The sequence below is a fragment of the Vreelandella lionensis genome, assembly GCF_044543515.1.
GTDB lineage: Bacteria > Pseudomonadota > Gammaproteobacteria > Pseudomonadales > Halomonadaceae > Vreelandella > Vreelandella lionensis.
In genome coordinates this window covers 1-16,855 of sequence record NZ_JBITWC010000039.1, presented here as the reverse complement: position 1 = coordinate 16,855, position 16,855 = coordinate 1, and the positions used below count along the sequence as shown (strand labels likewise).

The 16,855-nt window shown below is 59.0% G+C and carries 13 protein-coding genes and 1 pseudogene; 6 read left to right on the top strand and 8 right to left on the bottom strand.

Translation table 11 applies throughout. The features are described from left to right. Window positions 1-286: 286 nt before the first annotated feature. The 4 genes from ACIGG6_RS17565 to ACIGG6_RS17550 are packed head-to-tail and all read right to left on the bottom strand — an operon-like array spanning window position 287 to window position 4,857. Window positions 287-1,375 carry a TniQ family protein gene (locus ACIGG6_RS17565; RefSeq protein ID WP_399846334.1) on the bottom strand — a complete coding sequence of 363 codons (1,089 nt, stop codon included), beginning with the start codon at window positions 1,373-1,375 and terminating at the stop codon, window positions 287-289. Continuing rightward, on the bottom strand, window positions 1,375-2,259 hold the full coding sequence (locus tag ACIGG6_RS17560) for a TniB family NTP-binding protein (RefSeq protein ID WP_281997902.1): 885 nt from the start codon (window positions 2,257-2,259) through the stop codon (window positions 1,375-1,377). The genes ACIGG6_RS17565 and ACIGG6_RS17560 overlap by 1 nt, the downstream gene beginning before the upstream one ends. Then, a complete protein-coding gene (locus tag ACIGG6_RS17555) occupies window positions 2,256-4,184 on the bottom strand; it encodes a Mu transposase C-terminal domain-containing protein (RefSeq protein WP_281997903.1) in 1,929 nt (642 codons plus the stop codon). The genes ACIGG6_RS17560 and ACIGG6_RS17555 overlap by 4 nt, the downstream gene beginning before the upstream one ends. Beyond that, window positions 4,177-4,857, bottom strand: a complete 681-nt coding sequence (locus ACIGG6_RS17550; protein WP_281997904.1) for a TnsA endonuclease N-terminal domain-containing protein — start codon at window positions 4,855-4,857, stop codon at window positions 4,177-4,179. Before ACIGG6_RS17550 ends, ACIGG6_RS17555 begins: the two co-directional genes overlap by 8 nt. A 141-nt stretch (window positions 4,858-4,998) precedes the next feature. On the opposite strand from ACIGG6_RS17550, the pseudogene ACIGG6_RS17545 reads away from it, so the two are divergent. Continuing rightward, window positions 4,999-5,661, top strand: a pseudogene (locus ACIGG6_RS17545) (ATP-binding protein); the annotation flags it as partial. Here the strand turns inward: ACIGG6_RS17545 and ACIGG6_RS17540 are convergent. Beyond that, window positions 5,658-6,626 (bottom strand): alpha/beta hydrolase, encoded by a 969-nt coding sequence (locus ACIGG6_RS17540; protein WP_253504112.1) that lies wholly within the window; start codon window positions 6,624-6,626, stop codon window positions 5,658-5,660. The pseudogene ACIGG6_RS17545 and the gene ACIGG6_RS17540 overlap by 4 nt on opposite strands. 218 nt (window positions 6,627-6,844) lie before the next feature. Here ACIGG6_RS17540 and ACIGG6_RS17535 point away from each other — a divergent pair, with 218 nt between their 5' ends. Both ACIGG6_RS17535 and ACIGG6_RS17530 read left to right on the top strand, forming a co-directional pair. Beyond that, a complete protein-coding gene (locus tag ACIGG6_RS17535) occupies window positions 6,845-9,019 on the top strand; it encodes a malate synthase G (RefSeq protein ID WP_399846330.1) in 2,175 nt (724 codons plus the stop codon). Window positions 9,020-9,190: 171 nt separating this feature from the next. Further along, window positions 9,191-9,607 carry a PaaI family thioesterase gene (locus tag ACIGG6_RS17530; protein WP_399846328.1) on the top strand — a complete coding sequence of 139 codons (417 nt, stop codon included), beginning with the start codon at window positions 9,191-9,193 and terminating at the stop codon, window positions 9,605-9,607. Window positions 9,608-9,644: 37 nt separating this feature from the next. On the opposite strand, the gene paoC is transcribed toward ACIGG6_RS17530, so the two are convergent. From paoC to ACIGG6_RS17515, 3 genes are read right to left on the bottom strand one after another with little or no spacing between them, the layout of a single operon-like run. Then, window positions 9,645-11,828 carry an aldehyde oxidoreductase molybdenum-binding subunit PaoC gene (gene paoC, locus ACIGG6_RS17525; protein WP_399846327.1) on the bottom strand — a complete coding sequence of 728 codons (2,184 nt, stop codon included), beginning with the start codon at window positions 11,826-11,828 and terminating at the stop codon, window positions 9,645-9,647. Between the two features lie 3 nt (window positions 11,829-11,831). Continuing rightward, window positions 11,832-12,782 (bottom strand): FAD binding domain-containing protein, encoded by a 951-nt coding sequence (locus ACIGG6_RS17520; RefSeq protein WP_399846325.1) that lies wholly within the window; start codon window positions 12,780-12,782, stop codon window positions 11,832-11,834. After that, window positions 12,779-13,345: a 2Fe-2S iron-sulfur cluster-binding protein gene (locus ACIGG6_RS17515; RefSeq protein ID WP_159343518.1), complete on the bottom strand. Its 567-nt coding sequence runs from the start codon at window positions 13,343-13,345 to the stop codon at window positions 12,779-12,781. Before ACIGG6_RS17515 ends, ACIGG6_RS17520 begins: the two co-directional genes overlap by 4 nt. Window positions 13,346-13,513: 168 nt before the next feature. Between ACIGG6_RS17515 and ACIGG6_RS17510 the strand changes: the two genes are divergently transcribed. From ACIGG6_RS17510 to ACIGG6_RS17500, 3 genes are all read left to right on the top strand, one after another. Continuing rightward, window positions 13,514-14,503 (top strand): XdhC family protein, encoded by a 990-nt coding sequence (locus tag ACIGG6_RS17510; RefSeq protein ID WP_399846323.1) that lies wholly within the window; start codon window positions 13,514-13,516, stop codon window positions 14,501-14,503. A gap of 5 nt (window positions 14,504-14,508) precedes the next feature. Further along, entirely contained in the window at window positions 14,509-15,102 is a 594-nt protein-coding gene (locus tag ACIGG6_RS17505; RefSeq protein ID WP_399846321.1) for a nucleotidyltransferase family protein, read from the top strand. A 63-nt stretch (window positions 15,103-15,165) separates the two neighbouring features. After that, on the top strand, window positions 15,166-16,818 hold the full coding sequence (locus tag ACIGG6_RS17500) for an MHYT domain-containing protein (RefSeq protein WP_399846319.1): 1,653 nt from the start codon (window positions 15,166-15,168) through the stop codon (window positions 16,816-16,818). Window positions 16,819-16,855 lie beyond the last annotated feature (37 nt).

Below are 16,855 nucleotides of genomic sequence, written 5' to 3'. Positions count from 1 at the left end.
TAGGGAGCGCAGGCGTTACAGACAGGGCCGTAGGGAGTGACCTTACCGATGGTGTAGTCTGAACTGGCTTTGCCACATCGTGCACACGGTTTGTCGACCTCACATTGGCGACAGACGGCTTCTAGGTCGTGCTTAGGCAGACGGGCAAACTCACCACACCGTGGGCACATCCGCCGCTTAAACACTCGGGCATAGCAGGTTGAGCAGTAACCATGGCCTTTGTGGCGTCGCCACAATTTGGGAACCTCCCGGCCACACTCATCGCAGCCGACCATTGGGTGTTGATTCAAAAGAATGACTCCGCTTTCATTCTGCGTTTCAAACGTGCCCAAGAGGCTCTAACAGCTCGCTCCGACGCTGGGCGATGATCGGGTTGAACGCGGCGGCGATGTGGCCCATGAGGATGATGAGATAATCGTGATAGCATCGGTAACAGGACAACGGGAGGTAGCTTTCGAGGATCAAAGAGCGCGCTCGTTTTCACATTGAATGCGACCAACGCACTGAACGCCTCCTCAATACCGATATCCATGAAGCGCTCAACCGCCGTCAATAAAGCACTCCGCTCGCTGATAGGCAACAGCTCAAACGCCAATCCAGATATCGGCATTCGGCTATTCACGACGGGAACACCTAATGACAGAAGCGCTTCCGCGAGGGATGACGTAGGCCGTCGACTTGCACGCCGCATAACGCCAACCAAGAAGCTCGCCATTGAAAACCAATCCGCGAGTGCGATAGAGGTGTTCCCAAATGCTGCTCTCTCCCCTTGTAAAACACGATCAGCCAGCACTTGGAAAAGGAACGCTTCAGGTAAAGGCGACGTGCATACTGCCTTTCTAAAATCCTCATGACACCGGCTGCATTGAGCTAAATGTTGATCTTCCGCTGACAGACGATGAGGCTCTATAGGGGCCTTGCATACCGGGCACTCATCTATCAGTTGCACTTCATGAAAGCCGCACCCAATGTGCCAAGCGAATCGCCAGTGTCGGCGTAAGTAAGGGGTGGAGTCCTCTGCCAAGCATAACGTGCATACCTGCTGTCCTCCATGGCGTAGTCGATTTCGGCTACCAAGAGCCAACAACCAGGGCCAAGTCCGCGTTTCCGGTAATGAGTAACCGGCCACTTTCTCACAGTCGTCCCGCATCCCCGCCTTTTGAAACTTGGCGGGAGCATTCCCCGAGGCATTCACCAATGGGCGCATTCTTGCGAGGGGGATTTCCCGATCAATGTCCCTCGTCCATACACGCCACGATGGCCAAATAGCGCCGGTGAGCGACAAAGGATCACACCCCTGTCGCAATGCCGCCCGAACGAGCCATGATGAAAGGGACTCCCCAGGCAGCAGGGACACACTCAGCGCCCAAGACATTACAACATCACTTCCCTAATGCCACGGGTAGGTCGCACCCACGATTTACTCTGAATAATTTTCTCATCGATGCGCTCAGCTCCAGACACAATAGCGGCATTCGCACACTCAACCAGCAGTCGGTGCAAGTCACCCAGATTACCGCCAGAAATCGCGTGGAGCTGAGTCGCCAATTGTGGCTCATGCAGTTGGGAAGGGTGTTGGAGCGGTAAGATCTTCTCAAAGCCAGCAAGCAGCTTCTGAAACTCCTGATTGAGCTCCCACTTCGGCAATGCAACAACATCAAAGCGACTCGCATGCTGCGGGTCTGAATGCAGCACACGCACAGCATCCTGCGTACCCACACCCACGATGGGAATCATCAACTCATTGCATAGGAGCTTAATAGCATTCATCGTTTCCCGCTGCTTGACGGCTCCACCGGTTAACAATGAGTGGAACTCATCAATGATCAATAAGCGGGTATGGCAAGCCCGCAGTTGATGAATCACCTGGTAGCGCAGCTTGGGTACCGGGTCTGAAGGCCGATAGGGAGCCCAAAAGCTCTCTAGCACTGCGATATACAGACTTTTCTCATCGGCACTCGGTGGTGCTTGAGTGACGATCACGGGTTTCACCGGTTCTACGTCTTCATTCACGTAGCCCTCACCGTACTGCTTACGAAACCGTTGAACGATGGTGGTTTTTCCGTTGTTGGAGTCACCCACGAGCAAAAGGTTAGGCATACGAGGGCGACTCGGCTTCTCCATCAGCCCACGCATGACCTCGATGACACGATTGGCCAATGGATACCCCAACCATCGCGGTTGATCCATAAACTCCATTCGCTCTTTAGCGGACAGTCCCAAGACATAACGAAGATCAGGATGAAGGTGTGTGCTCATGATATGTCCCAGTTCACATCGATATCACCCGATAAGAGACCGTCTGCCTGAGCGGGTGACTCTTTGGGGGCCGCGGTTGAGGGCGCATGTAAAAGGGGATCAGCAGGCGTCACCTTTTTCTCATGCTCTTTACGTCGTTGGGCCTGACGGCGACTTCGCTTGGTACGTGCTTGCGACTCCTCCACATGGGCTCGCAGTTCACTAATAGCGCGTAGGATTTCAGACTCATTGACCGAACTCCTGCCTTCCTGGCGAAGGCGCGCTTTGGCCTGGGTATGCTCCCAAACACTCATTGAGGGGAGAGCGAGATTGGCAAAGGGCACACGAAAATACTGCCCGAGCTCCGGGTCTTTGAACCAAATGACGCTAATGTCACGAGGGTCACGTCGAAACACAAAGGTGCGTTTCTTGTTCGGCGTGTCTGGATCTTTGGCATTGATCCATGGCCTGAGCGCCTCATCGTAATAGTTCATGCCATCGATGGTCACACCAAAAGTCTGGATCGTGCGCTGAAAGCAAGGCAAAAAATCGAGCAGCACAGAAAGTCTATCAGCAGGCCGTGGTGCTAAGCCCACTCCCTGCACGTCAGCATTGCCAAACACACCGATTTCCCATTTCCGCATCGGTGACATACCAATACCAGAATGAAGACGCTGGTGGTAAACCTTACAAATCAACGTCACCAGCCACTCTTCAAACTCGCTTTTCGTCATGGCCGCATGTTTCTCAGGATCGTACCCCTCTTTCTCTTTAATGGAGGAAAAGGTCGTCCCAGGCAGGTTATGGATCTCCTTGAGAAGAGAGCCCAACAACCGCTCGATATGGCCACCGTAACGAGGCTGCTTAACAGGCCGAAATTCAAGGTTGATCCCATAGGCTAGGCATGAGCGCCGAAACGTCTCTGAGCGAAAATCTGGGCCGTTATCGACATGAATCGTGGCGGGAGTGCCCCATACCGGCCACTCAGCCTCCACGTTATGCAGCAGCAACCATTCATCTTTAGGCAGCATTGATTGAGCCACACACATGCCGACGGATGTTTCAGAGGGTGGGTCGAACGATAAGTAATAGCCCGTGACTACGCGAGTGCACACGTCCATGGCTAACGTTATCCATGGACGACCAATCGGTTTGCGATGCACGTCATCCACCAAAATAATATCGGCAGGCGTGTGGTCAATCTGCATGACCGCTAGCGGATAGTCCGCATTGGGAAACTTCCCGGCCGCTGGCTGGAACTTGTTAATGGCTTTGTCTCTAAAGCCATGGCCACGCAACCGGTCACGCTCTGGAATATCCCGCAGACGAGCACGAACGGTACCAGGGCTCGGCGGGTCAATGCGCCGTTCATGGCAACGCCGCATCACTTCCTGTACCGCTTTTTGTGCGGAAGGACGCTGCAGCGTGAGGTACACGTCTTTGATGACTTCCTGAATGACCGCCTCGGCATGCGCAGGGATACGCGACTTACCTTTCTTCCATCCTGGCTTTTGAGGAATCAAAGCAAGCACCGAGCCCGTCGCCTTGTATCGCTTCAACCAACGGTAGATCGTGGCCGTATCCACGCCCGTTTGTTTAGCACGCTCTTCCGCTGCATCTCGCCCTACGGTATGGCGATCCACCAAGGGCTTAATGATGGAAAGGCGATGCTCAGCCTCCCGCCAATCGGCATCCCCAATCTCAGACATATCCTGCTCAAGGGGGCCCGGCCCGCTATGGAAAGGCGTTAATTCACTGATGCGAAGCGGACAACTACGCCCGGACTCAACGGCAATACCAATGACCGTCTCAAAGTCGAGCACCTGAGAAATTCGGTAAACGGTGTCATCTTTCTGAACCTGCTCACCCACCGTGATCTGCAAGTGTTGGCGTGTTTGGGCGACGCCGTTACTTGGTTCAGCTGTGTTGTCACGAGGATTATTCATAATCGGGTATCCACACCTCTGATAGAGGGCCAAAGGATTGAGCCATATCGCAATCTAGCTGCCGAGTCGCCAGCAGGTGCCATAAGTGTGAAATCCCCTCTGCCCGATAAATGTCGCCCATGAAATGCCGAGACAGCAGGTAATCCAAGGTCGCCACTCCCATCGCCCTCACCGTGTTGAGCACTGCCTGGCTTTCAACCGAGGGAAACACCATTCGTTTGTAGCGCGCCAAGAAGGTGATGTTGTCCAGGGTCTTATCACGAATGCGGCTCTCGTCATGAATGCTAAACGACCAACCCTCGTTGCTGGCATGCCGCATCGCCGCCTTCCATTTAGGCGACCATTTACGCCAATGTGCTTGCCACTTTTCCCGTGGTTTGACCTCCACCAGGAGAGGTTTTGGGTAATCCCTGTAATGACGGTTACCGAGACGGTAATAAACCAAATAGTCAGGTGTGTAGGTGTAGCGCCTACCGGTCACGGGATGATGAAACGGGATCTCGCACGGCTGGGAAATCACACCAAGGACGCTCACATCAAAGTCAGCCTTGATGAGGAAATCACGTTCGAGCGTCGACTCGAACGCAATAGACTCCTCCCCGCGAAAGGCATAGTAGCCAGACACACTTCGTCGGGTAGGGCCGATTTTACGAACGGATGTAGGCAGTGGCATGGGTAGTCGCACCAAATGTTGAATAAAACAAGGCCTGTCGCATCAATTGCTATTAATTCTGTCGCACTCAATCCTGTACAGACTACCATAATAGCCCGATATTACGCCCTGAGGGTCGCATCAATTGCTGAAAATGACAGCGGCTCAAAACCCAAACCGGGTGAAATCTCGCTAGCGCACCACGGCGTGCTGTTTTTGGATGAGCTGCCGGAGTTTTCCCGCAACGTACTGGAGGTCCTTCGGCAACCCCTAGAAACAGGCGAAATTCACCTGTCTCGCGCCAGCCATGAGCGCCGTTATCCCGCTCAATTTCAGCTCGTTGCTGCGATGAACCCCTGCCCCTGCGGGCACCTGGGCGACCCGCGCCAGCGCTGCCAGTGCAGCGCCAGCCAAATTCAGCGCTATCAGGCACGGCTCTCTGGCCCACTGCTGGATCGTATTGACCTGCAAGTGGAAGTGCCCGCGCTGCCACCAGAGCAGCTCACCGCACAAACTCAGGGCGAACCCTCCAGCGCGGTGCGCGAGCGGGTGATGGCGGCTCGGGAGCGGCAAATGACCCGGGGCGCGCTCAACAGCCAGCTCAGCGGTAAAGCGCTGGAAGCCGCCTGCGCCCTCAATGATGAAGAGCGCGCCTGGCTGGCAGGCGTGCTGGAAAAGCTCAAGCTCTCCGCCCGCGCCTACCACCGCGTGCTGCGCGTTGCCCTCACCCTGGCCGACCTGCAGGGCGAGCCCAAACCCTCCCAGCCGCACTTTATCGAAGCCATCGGCTACCGGCAGTTGGATCGGCTATTGAAGGGAGCTTAATGCACGTTCTCGACAAAGTGATCGAGCGCTTCAAACAACACTTGGCGAATCGGCTCTGCTTCATTCACCAAGTGGTGACGCGCTTCCGGGTGGCGGTGAATCTCTGCATTGGGAAATTTATTCGCCAAAATGGCAAGGTTCCACTCCCAATCCACGGTGAGATCCTGCTCGCCCTGCAGAATCAGCGTGGGCAACGGGTTAGGCTCTCGCGCCAGTAGGCGCGGCATCCAACGGCGCATGGCGGTGATCCAGGCCACGCTCAAGCGCTCTGGCTGTAGCGGGTCTTGGTCGCGTAGAAAGGCGGTGAACTGCTCGTCGGTGGAGTTGGGGCGATACTTGCGCGGCAACTCTTTAACAAAGGGGCTGGCGATTAAATGCAGCCAGCTGGCCTGGCTCCAGCGCCAGGGGCGTACTAGCGGTGCCAGCAGCACAATGCCTGCCCAGCCGGCGGTATCGCGGCGGGTGAGCGCGTCGGTGGCGAGAATCGCCGCGCCGGTGCTTTGGCCCACGCCCAGCCACGGCTTCGGTGCCATGCTTAGGGTTTGCAGCGTCTCTTGCAGGTGCGCCAAGCAGTGCTGGTAGTCGTCGAAGTCTTCAATTTCCGCCCGGGGGCCGCTGGAAAGCCCGTGACCAGGCAAATCCCACAGTACCACGCGCCAGCCTTTGGCCAGCAGGCAGTTAAGGAGGTGGCGGTAAAGGCCCAAGTGGTCAAAGTAGCCATGAATAACAAAGGCAGTGCCGGTGGGCGCAGGCGGGCTCCACACTTGGCACCACAGCGCGAACCGCCCAGTATCAATAAACCCGGCGTGCACTTCGCTGGTGTCGTTGAGCAGCGTCTCTAAGCCGTAGTGGCGAAAGTAGTCATGCACAGCTTCCGTTAGCGCATCGCCCGGGGTTAAGCGGGAGAGCGACGACTCACCTTGCGCCTGCCGAAACAGACCTTCCAAGTGTTGGAAATTATGCATTAACGTCTCTCCGTGAACACCACACTTCCATGGGCTGATTAACAGCACAAATAACAGCGGCGGTGGCGCCCGCTCTTATCATTTGGTCGAGCATTTTACCGCTTTAGGGTCTAGGCTGTTTACATGCCAACGCAGATGTGGAAGTATTTTCCATAATTCAAATTTTACCCTGACCGTGGCAGTCAAACCAACCACGGGCACCTTCACAGGAGAACCCCATGAGCGAGCGTATCACGCGTCACCGTTTACAGGTGGCAGCCGACCTAGATCGTTTCATCAACGAGCAGGCTCTGCCGGGCACCGGCGTCGACGAAAGCGCCTTCTGGGCCGGTGTCGATGCTCTGTTTCACGATTTGACCCCGAAAAACCGCCAGCTGCTCGAAGAGCGCGACACGCTGCAAGAGAAGCTGGACGCTTGGCACCGTGAAAACCCCGGCCCGGTCAGCGACATGCCCGCCTACCGCAGCTTCCTGAAAGAAGCGGGTTACTTGGTAGACGCGCCGAATAGCGTGAAAGCCACCACGGCCAATGTTGACCGCGAAGTCGCCACGCAAGCAGGCCCGCAGCTGGTGGTACCGGTGAGTAACGCCCGCTACGCCCTGAACGCGGCCAACGCTCGTTGGGGCAGCCTGTACGATGCGCTGTACGGCACCGACGCCATCTCCGAAGAGGACGGCGCGGAAAAAGGCACCAGCTTCAACCCGAAACGCGGCGAAAAAGTCATCGCTTACGCCCGTGGCGTGCTGGACCGTGCCGCCCCGCTGGCCACTGGCTCTCACCGGGATGCCGTTAAGTACACCATCCGCGACGGCCACTTGGTCGTCAGTCTGGAAGGCGGCCGTGAAACCGGTCTAAAAGACTCCGGTAAGCTGATTGGTTTTAACGGTGATGCTTCCGCCCCCGAATCGATTCTGCTGGCCAACAACGGTCTGCATCTGGAAATCCAGATCGATGCTAACCATTCGATCGGCAAGACAGATCCGGCGCACGTCAAAGACGTCGTGGTTGAAGCCGCGCTGACCGCCATCATGGACTGCGAAGACTCCGTTGCGGCGGTGGATTCTGAAGATAAAGTCGGTGTGTACAGCAACTGGCTCGGCCTGATGAAGGGCGACCTGGAAGAGAACATCGAAAAAGGCGGCAAAACCTTCACCCGTAAGCTGCACGCCGACCGCACTTGGCAAACCACTGACGGCAACACCGTCACACTGCCGGGTCGTTCGCTGATGTTCGTGCGCAACGTGGGCCACCTGATGACCACGCCTGCGGTGCTGGACGAAAACGGCAACGAGCTGCCGGAAGGCATTCTGGACGCGGTGGTCACCTCGCTGCTGGCCCTGCACGACCTGAAGAAAGACGCCGACCAACCGCGCAACTCCCGCGCAGGCTCGGTGTATATCGTGAAGCCGAAGATGCACGGCCCTAAAGAAGTCGCCTTCGCCAACGAGCTATTTGGCCGCGTCGAAGACATCCTAGGCATGAGCCGTGACACCCTGAAAATGGGCATCATGGACGAAGAGCGTCGCACCACGGTGAACCTCAAGGCATGTATTGCCGAAGCGACCTCACGCGTAGTCTTCATCAACACCGGCTTCCTGGATCGTACCGGCGATGAGATGCACACCGCCATGGAAGCAGGCCCGATGGTTCGCAAAGGCGATATGAAGAGCGCCGCGTGGATCACTGCCTACGAGAAAAACAACGTGCAGGTCGGTTTGGCCTGTGGCCTGCGCGGCCGCGCCCAGATTGGTAAAGGCATGTGGGCCATGCCAGACCTGATGCACAACATGCTGGAGCAGAAGATTGGCCACCCGAAAGCCGGTGCCAACACTGCGTGGGTACCTTCCCCCACCGCTGCTGCCCTGCACGCCCTGCACTACCATCAGGTAAACGTGGCCGACGTTCAGCGCGAGCTGGAAGCCCAGGGCGAGCCGGACTTCCTGGACGACCTGCTGAGCGTGCCGGTGGCGGAAAACGCCAACTGGTCAGAGGAAGAGATTCAGCAAGAGCTGGATAACAACTGCCAGGGCATTCTGGGTTACGTGGTGCGCTGGGTGGAACACGGCGTCGGCTGCTCGAAAGTGCCGGATATTCACAACGTTGGCCTAATGGAAGACCGCGCCACGCTGCGTATCTCCAGCCAGCACATTGCCAACTGGCTGCATCATGGCATCGTCGATGCGCCCCGCGTTGAGGAAACCCTCAAGCGCATGGCGAAAGTGGTTGATGAGCAGAACGCTGGCGACCCCACGTACACCGCCATGAGCGCCGACTTTGAAGGCTCTACCGCGTTCAAAGCCGCCTCTGACCTAGTATTCAAGGGCCGCGTACAGCCGTCTGGCTACACCGAGCCGCTCCTGCACGCATGGCGTCAGGTACACAAAGCCAAATAAGCCTCATCGCTTAATGGCCCCCAGCCCCAAGGCTCGCGCCTTGGGGCTTTTTTATTTATGCTGGCTTACGTTGACGTCAAAGCAAAGTGGCGCTGCTGGTAGCCCCCTTTCTACGACCTGCCTGCAGCATCAGGCCCGTGCCTATAAGAAAAATAGCGAGGAATAACAACAATGACCGTGATGACCGCCGAGCAGATTGAGCACTTCCTGGATGAGGTCTTTCCCCAGCGAATGGGCAAGATAGAGAGCGTTGGAGAGATGTGCGCTACCATGCGCCTAAGCATTGGCCATGAGCACCTGCGCCCTGGCCCCCGCGTGTCAGGCCCCACCATGATGGGCTTTGCGGATGTAGCTCTGTACGTGGCGATACTGGCCCAAATTGGCCCCGAAGCGATGGCCGTGACCAGCGATTTAAACTGCCACTTTTTACGCGCAGCCTCCGGCGACCACGACATTATTGCCCACGCCAAGCTGATCAAGCTGGGCCGCCGCCTGGCGGTGGGCGAAGTGCAGATTTTCTCCGCCAGCGATGACACGCGCCCCGTGGTGCATGTCACCGCTAGCTATGCGCTGCCGGATAAACCCTAGGCGGCCGAACAGCGCCGTCGTTCACGCCTTAACGCGCTCAACTCACTTTGGGGAGCTGGTCAATCAGTCGATCCAGCGTCATCGGGTAGTCGCGTACGCGAATACCGGTGGCGTTATAGATCGCGTTTGCCACGGCCGCCGCCACGCCGCAGATACCCAGCTCCCCCACACCCTTGGCTTTAAGCGGCGTCGAGGCGGCGTCGGTGGTATCCAAAAAAATCACCTCCTGCTCGGGAATGTCCGCATGCACCGCCACCTCGTAACTGGCGAGGTCGTGGTTGACGAAAAAGCCGCGCTCCACATCGGGGGTGAGTCCCTCCATCAAGGCACTGCCCACGCCCATGGTCATCCCCCCAATCCCCTGGCTGCGCGCCGTGACCGGGTTGAGAATCCGTCCCGCGTCACACACCGCCAGCATACGGCGCACGCGGATTTCGCCAGTATGGGCGTGTACGGCTACTTCAACAAAGTGCGCGGCGAAGGTGCCGATCTGCAGCGTGTCTTTGAAGTCGCCAAAGTGGATGGTGTCTTCTGCCACCAGCTCTTCCCCGTCGGCCACCTCCGCAAGCGCTACCTCGGTGGTGCCTGCGATCACCCGGCCCTGTTCAAACCGCGGCGATTTCATACCAAGGCGCTGGGCAATCTCCTCTTGTAGCTTCAGGCAAGCCGCGTAAACACCGGCGGTCGCGCTGGCGGCACCGAACTGCCCGCCGGAACCCGACGAGACCGGGTAGTCGCTGTTGCCCAGCCGTACCTCCACGTCCTCTAGCGTCAACCCCATGGCTTCCGCGGCGGTTTGGGCAATAATCGTGTACGAGCCGGTGCCGATATCGGTCATATCGGTTTCCACCACCAAACGCCCAGCCTGCAAACGCACTCGAGCGCCGGAATCCATGGTGGGCGCGCCGCGATAAGCCCCTGCCACGCCGTGGCCGATCAGCCACTGCCCTTCCCGCTGGCTGCCTGGGGTGCGGTTGCGCGCCTCCCAACCAAAATCAGCAGCCCCTTTTTGCAGGCACTCTACGTAGTGGCGGTCGCTAAACGGCTTGGTGGGGTCTTCCGGGTCGACCTGGGTGTCATTGAGGATGCGAAATTCCACCGGGTCCATGCCCAGCTTCTCGGCCATTTCGTCCATGGCAATTTCTAATGCGGCAAGCCCAGAGGCTTCGCCGGGGGCGCGCATATCCGCCGACTCAGGCAGGTCCATCTCGATAGCCGTGTGGGCCACGCGGCGGCTTGCCCCGGCGTAAAAGGCGCGGGTTTGGTTGACCGGATTCTCGCCACTGCCGCCGGGCAGCGTATGGGAGAACGCCGAGTGGTCGAAGGCGGTAATCCTGCCCTCGGCATCGGCGGCAATGCGCAGGCGCTGAACAGTGCCGGAGCGGTGGGTGGCGTTGTTGAACACCAGCGGGCGCGGTAGCGCGAGCTTAACCGGCCGCCCGGACGCCCGCGAACCCAGGGCAGCCAGCACGGTATCTGCCCGCAGCCAGAGCTTGCCGCCAAAGCCGCCGCCCACGTAGGGGCTCTCTAGACGAATGGCATCGGAGTCGATAGCGAAGGTCTTGGCCAGCGCTTTGCGGGTCCAGGCAATCATCTGGTTGGAGGTCCAGACCGTCATTTTCCCGCCATCCGACCAATCCACGATGGAGGCGTGAGGCTCCATCATGGCGTGGCTTTGGGAGGCCGTGCGGTAGACCTCATCCAGCGTTACCGCTGCGTTTTTAAAGGCCGCATCCACATCGCCCACATCAGAGAGCGGCTCGTCGGGTGTTTGCTGCTCCCAGGCGGCGTCTAAATCAAACACGCCTTGCTCTTCTTGGTAGCGCACTTCAATCAGCGCGGCGGCACTTCTCGCCTGCTCTAAAGTGTCGGCCACCACCACGGCAATGGCTTGATGGTAGTGGGCAACCGTATCGCCACCAAACAGGCGCGCCACGTTGCTTTTGGCTTGAGCCAGCGGTTCTATATCTAGGGTGGTGACCACCGCCGCTACCCCTGGCGCGGCGCGGGCGGCCGTGGCATCCATGTGGGTAATGCGCCCTTTGGCGATGGTGGCACATAGCGGGTAGCCCACTAACTGGTGGGCCGCCACGTCATGGCGCTCGTAGGCGTAGGGGGCTTGGCCGGTCACTTTGAGCGCGCCATCGATGCGCGCATGGGGCTTGCCGACAATACGGGCGCGGTCGAACAGGTTATCGTCAGTCGATTGATTGAAATCCATCGGTTACTCCTCGGCCAGCAGCGCGGCGAGCGTTCGCTCTGCCAGGGTCAGCTTGTAGGCGTTCTCTTCGGTCGGGCGGGCACCATCCAGCAGCTCAGCCATCACTGCGGCTGCGCCTTGGGGCAGCGCGGCATCCGCCGCATCGCGCCGCCAGGGCCGGGGGGCCATACCGCCCAGCGCCACGCGCCCCGTGCCGTCCGGCGCGTGAATCAGCGCCACTGAGACCAGCGCAAAGGCGTACGAAGAGCGGTCGCGCACCTTGAAGTAAGCATGGCGCCCTTCCACCGGCGCGGGCAGCACCACCCCGGTAATCATTTCGCCCTTGGTCAGGGTGTTTTCCACCTCGGGGGTATCGCCGGGCAGCTGGTAGAACGCATCCAGTGTCAGGCTGCGGGTCTCACCCTCGGGGGTGATGGTTTCCACGCGGGCATCTAGCGCTTGCAGCGCCACCGCCATATCTGAGGGGTGCGTGGCAATGCATGTATCAGAGGTACCAATCACGCCGAGCTGCCGAGTGGTCGCGCCTTTTCCCAGCGCCGCGCAGCCAGCGCCCGGTGAGCGCTTATTGCAGGGCATAGCGGTGTCATAAAAGTAGGGGCAGCGCGTGCGCTGCAGCAGGTTGCCGCCGGTGGTGGCTTTGTTGCGCAGCTGGCCAGATGCTCCGGCCACTAACGCCCGGCTCAACACGCCATACGCTTCGCGCACGCGTGGGTCGGCCGCCAGGGTGCTGTTGCTGACCATCGCCCCTACCCGCAGGCCACCCTCTTCTGTGGCGGTAATGTCGTTTAAACCGGTGCCGCGCACGTCAATTAGGTGCAGCGGAGTTTCAATCTCGTGCTTCATTAAATCCAGCAGGTTGGTGCCGCCAGCAATGAATTTCGCGCCCGGCACCTCGGCCGCGCGGGCCGCTGCTTCGGCGGGGCTAGCCGCCCGCTCGTAGGAAAAGGCTCTCATGCGCGCTCCTTGGCAACCTGGGTAATGGCCTTGAGGATGTTGGCGTAAGCGCCGCAGCGGCAGAGGTTGCCCGACATCCGCTCGCGAATCTCGGCATCGGTGATCTCGATAGGCGCGGTGAGATCCGCCGTGACATGGCTGGGAATATTGGCGGCGATCTCCTGCAGTACGGCGTTGGCCGAACAGATCTGCCCCGGCGTGCAGTAGCCGCATTGAAAGGCATCGTTATCCACGAACGCCTGCTGCATGGGGTCTAGCTGCTCTACCGTGCCCAGGCCTTCGATGGTGGTAATCTCGTCACCTTCGTGCATCACTGCCAGGGTGAGACACGCGTTGATGCGTTCGCCATTCACCGACACGGTGCAGGCGCCACACTGGCCGTGGTCACAGCCTTTTTTGGAGCCGGTGAGCGCTAGATGTTCCCGCAGGGTATCCAGCAGCGTGGTGCGGTTATCGAGCGTTAAGGTGTGCTGGGTGCCATTCACCACCAGCGTCACGGTTGAGCGCGGCACTTCTTGCGGTGCCTGATCGCGGCGCTGTTCAGCGCTATTTGAAGCGTTCATAAATCGGTGCCTTCCCTGCTCATTGCTGTTGCTTATCGACGGTCTCGCCCCTTCAGCATAGACATAAATCGGCGGCAGCGACCTGACGCGTGCCAAGCGGCTGCGCTAAGCTTAGCGCAGCGACCCGCGCTAAGCGGGCAGGGTGACTCACGAAAGGACGCGACATTGATGCAACACTTGGATCGACAGGTGATTGAACACGCCCTGGCGTGGTGCCAGCAGGGCCGCCCTTTTTGGCTCTGCACGGTGCTGGCGACCTTTGGCTCCTCTCCTCGCGAGCCGGGCTCCTGGATGGCAGTGAACGAAGCAGGAGAGGCCATTGGTTCGCTGTCCGGGGGCTGTATAGAGGAGGACTTTCTCCAGCGCGTCAAAGAGGGGGCGTTTGAGCGCCCGGTGACGGTCATCCGCTACGGCGACCCGGACGACGTTCAAGGCGCTAACGTGACGCTGCCCTGCGGCGGTATCCTAGAAGTACTGATTGAGCGCCTGCCCGCCACCCAAGCCACCGAAGCGCACCTCACCACGCTGCTGGCGACGCTAGACGGCCAGCAGCCGCTGGTGCGCCATGTCGACCTCCCCAGCGGGCGCGTTGGCTTTCACGAGGATGCCTCGCTTGGCCCGCGGGTTTACCGGGAGCGGATTCAGGGTGAATCCGAGCGCATCTACCTGCGCGTTGCCCCCGCCAGGCGGCTGATTATTGCGGGTATCTCCGCCATTACCGCCCCTTGCGCGGCCTTTGCCGTCACGCTCGGTTTCGAGGTGATCGTATGCGACCCGGACGCCACCGCCTGCGCACAGCTCTCCGTGCCCGGCGCGTTGGTTAAGACACAGCTGCCGTCCCAATACATCGCCTCCGGCGCTTGCCACGGGGCAACGGCAGTGGTGGCGCTCACCCACGACCCGCGCATCGATGACTTGGCCATGATGGAAGCCGTACGTACCCCTGCGTTCTACATTGGCGTGATGGGCTCTCAACGCACCTCCACCGCCCGAGCCGAGCGGCTGATACGCTCCGGTGGGCTCACCCAAGCGCAGGTGAAGCGCCTGCATATGCCCATTGGCCTAGCGCTGGGCAGTAAAACCCCGGCGGAAATCGCCCTTGCAGTGATGGCGGATATCGTACGGGTGCAGCACGGTAAGGCCGTCGATGAGCTTTAATCGCCATGCGTGCTAACCACGTCGTCGCGCTAGTGATGGCGGCAGGCTACTCGCGGCGCTATGGCGAGGCCGATAAGCGCCAGGAGCGTCTTGCCGATGGCAGAACGCTGTTGGCCACTACCGTTGCGCGCACCGCGCAGGCGTTTAGCCAGGTACGGATCGCGATTCGTGAGGAGGACGACGCGTTTCAGCTTGGCTTGGCTGCCAGCACGCCGCTGATCCGGCTACGTCAGGCGCACCTGGGGCTGGGCGCAAGTTTGGCTGAAGCGGTAACGGCGCTAGGCGGTGACCGCCGCTTGAACGACAGCGAGGCGGTGGCGGTACTGCTAGGCGATATGCCGCGTATTCAACCCGCAACGCTGCGGGCACTGCAGCAGCAGGCCACCTTCAACACCATCTGGCGGCCGCGCTACGACGGGCAGCCCGGCCACCCGGTGCTGTTTGGTCGCGCTTTTTGGCCGGAACTCGAGCATTTGCGGGGCGAAACGGGCGCTAAGTCGCTGATTCAACGCCACTCATCCCACTACCATACGTATGACATCAACGACGCAGGCATTCTGCTCGATATCGATACACCAGACGCCCTCGCCAGCCTCTAGCGTTTAAGCGCAAATTTGATTATCAGAGAAAGGATTTAACAAACATTATAAAGTAGTGTGTGCATGCCACTGCTACACAGCGATTTATTAATGATACTGCCCAACCTGTTACTGGACCCGCAGGCGCTGAGTGCTTTGCAAGGAAAGCACGATGTTCCCCTGGTCATTTTATCCTGGCTAGTTGCCCTGGCCGCGTCTTACGCCAGCTTAGAAATTATTCGCTTGGTCAGTAGCACCTCGTCGTCGCTCTGGCGCAGAACGTGGCTCACCGCGGGCGCCAGCGTGATGGGCGCTGGCGTCTGGAGCATGCACTTTGTCGGCATGCACGCCTATCAGTTGGACTTTCATGTCAGCCATAGCCATCTACTCACGCTGCTTTCAATACTGCCCGCTATTTTAGGCAGCCTTGTAGCCATGACGCTGCTCTGCCGAGAGCAGTTAAGGCACCGCACTCTGATCCTTGCAGGTATCAGCTTAGGGCTGGGTATTGGCGTGATGCACTATAGCGGCATGGCCGCCATGCGTATGCCGGCAACGCTCTACTACGCACTGGATCTGCTCCTAGCCTCGCTGGTCGTTGCCGTTGGGCTGGGCGTTCTCAGTGCCTATGCTTACCGCTTATGCCGCATGGAAAATGGCAAAGCGCACTATCAGCGATACGCCTTTGTCTCTGCGCTGTGTATCTCGCTCGCCGTCAGCGGCATGCACTACGTGGCCATGCAGGCTGCCTGGTTCGTGCCCATGAGCGATGCCGCCGATCACGCCCACATAGAGGCCTCCCACTGGCTTATTTTTGTGATCAGCGGGGCGGCCGTTTTTGCCGCGCTGCTGACGGTGCTGGCGATTAAAATCCAGCGCCGCCTGGAAGACAGCGAGCGCCACGGCCATATGACTCAACGGCGTCTGCTGGAAGTGATTGCCGCCCTGCAGGATGGCGTGGTGCTATTTGATGATGGAGCGCGCATCCGGCTGTGTAATAACGCCTTTGAGCAATTAACGGGGATGACTCACACCCAGCTCATCGGTACGGATATCACTCAAGTGCCTTACGCTAAAGATAGCCAGGCGCTCACGCCTGCCATTCACCGTGCGCTGGTATCGCAAGGGGAATGGAGCGGTATGGTCACCGCTCTGCGCTCCAATGGCGATGAGTATCCGGCATGGCTCAGCATCAGCCGCGTGAACTATGCCCATAGCAAAGATAGGGATTACGTGGCCCTGCTTAGCGACCGCACCGACGAGCAAAACGCGCAGCAGCGGATTCGCTATCTGGCTTACCACGATATGCTCACCGGCTTACCCAATCGCTTGGCCCTTCAGGAGTACTTGACGACACACCTTGAAGATACCCGACAAAAGGGCCGCTACTCGGTGCTAGCCCTCCTGGATATCAACCGCTTCAAAGTGCTTAACGACAGCATGGGCCAAGATATCGGCGACGAACTGTTACGACAGCTGGGCAGCCGCCTACAGCAGCATACTGGCAAGCAAGTGGTCGCTGCCCGCCTGGATGGCAATGAGTTTGCGCTGTGCCACACGCTCATCGCCACCGATCAAACGGCAGCTGAACAACAGGCGCACCAGCATATCGAGAGCGTGCTGGCGTCCCTAGTGGCCGACTACCAGCTTCACGGGCACACCTACCCGTGCAAAATTAAGGAGGCTCTGAAAAAGTCTCTGCCTTCAGCGATAATACGAACATCGTCAACTGCATAGGGTTCAGTGCTGCCATGGATCAGATCACCTTCTCCGA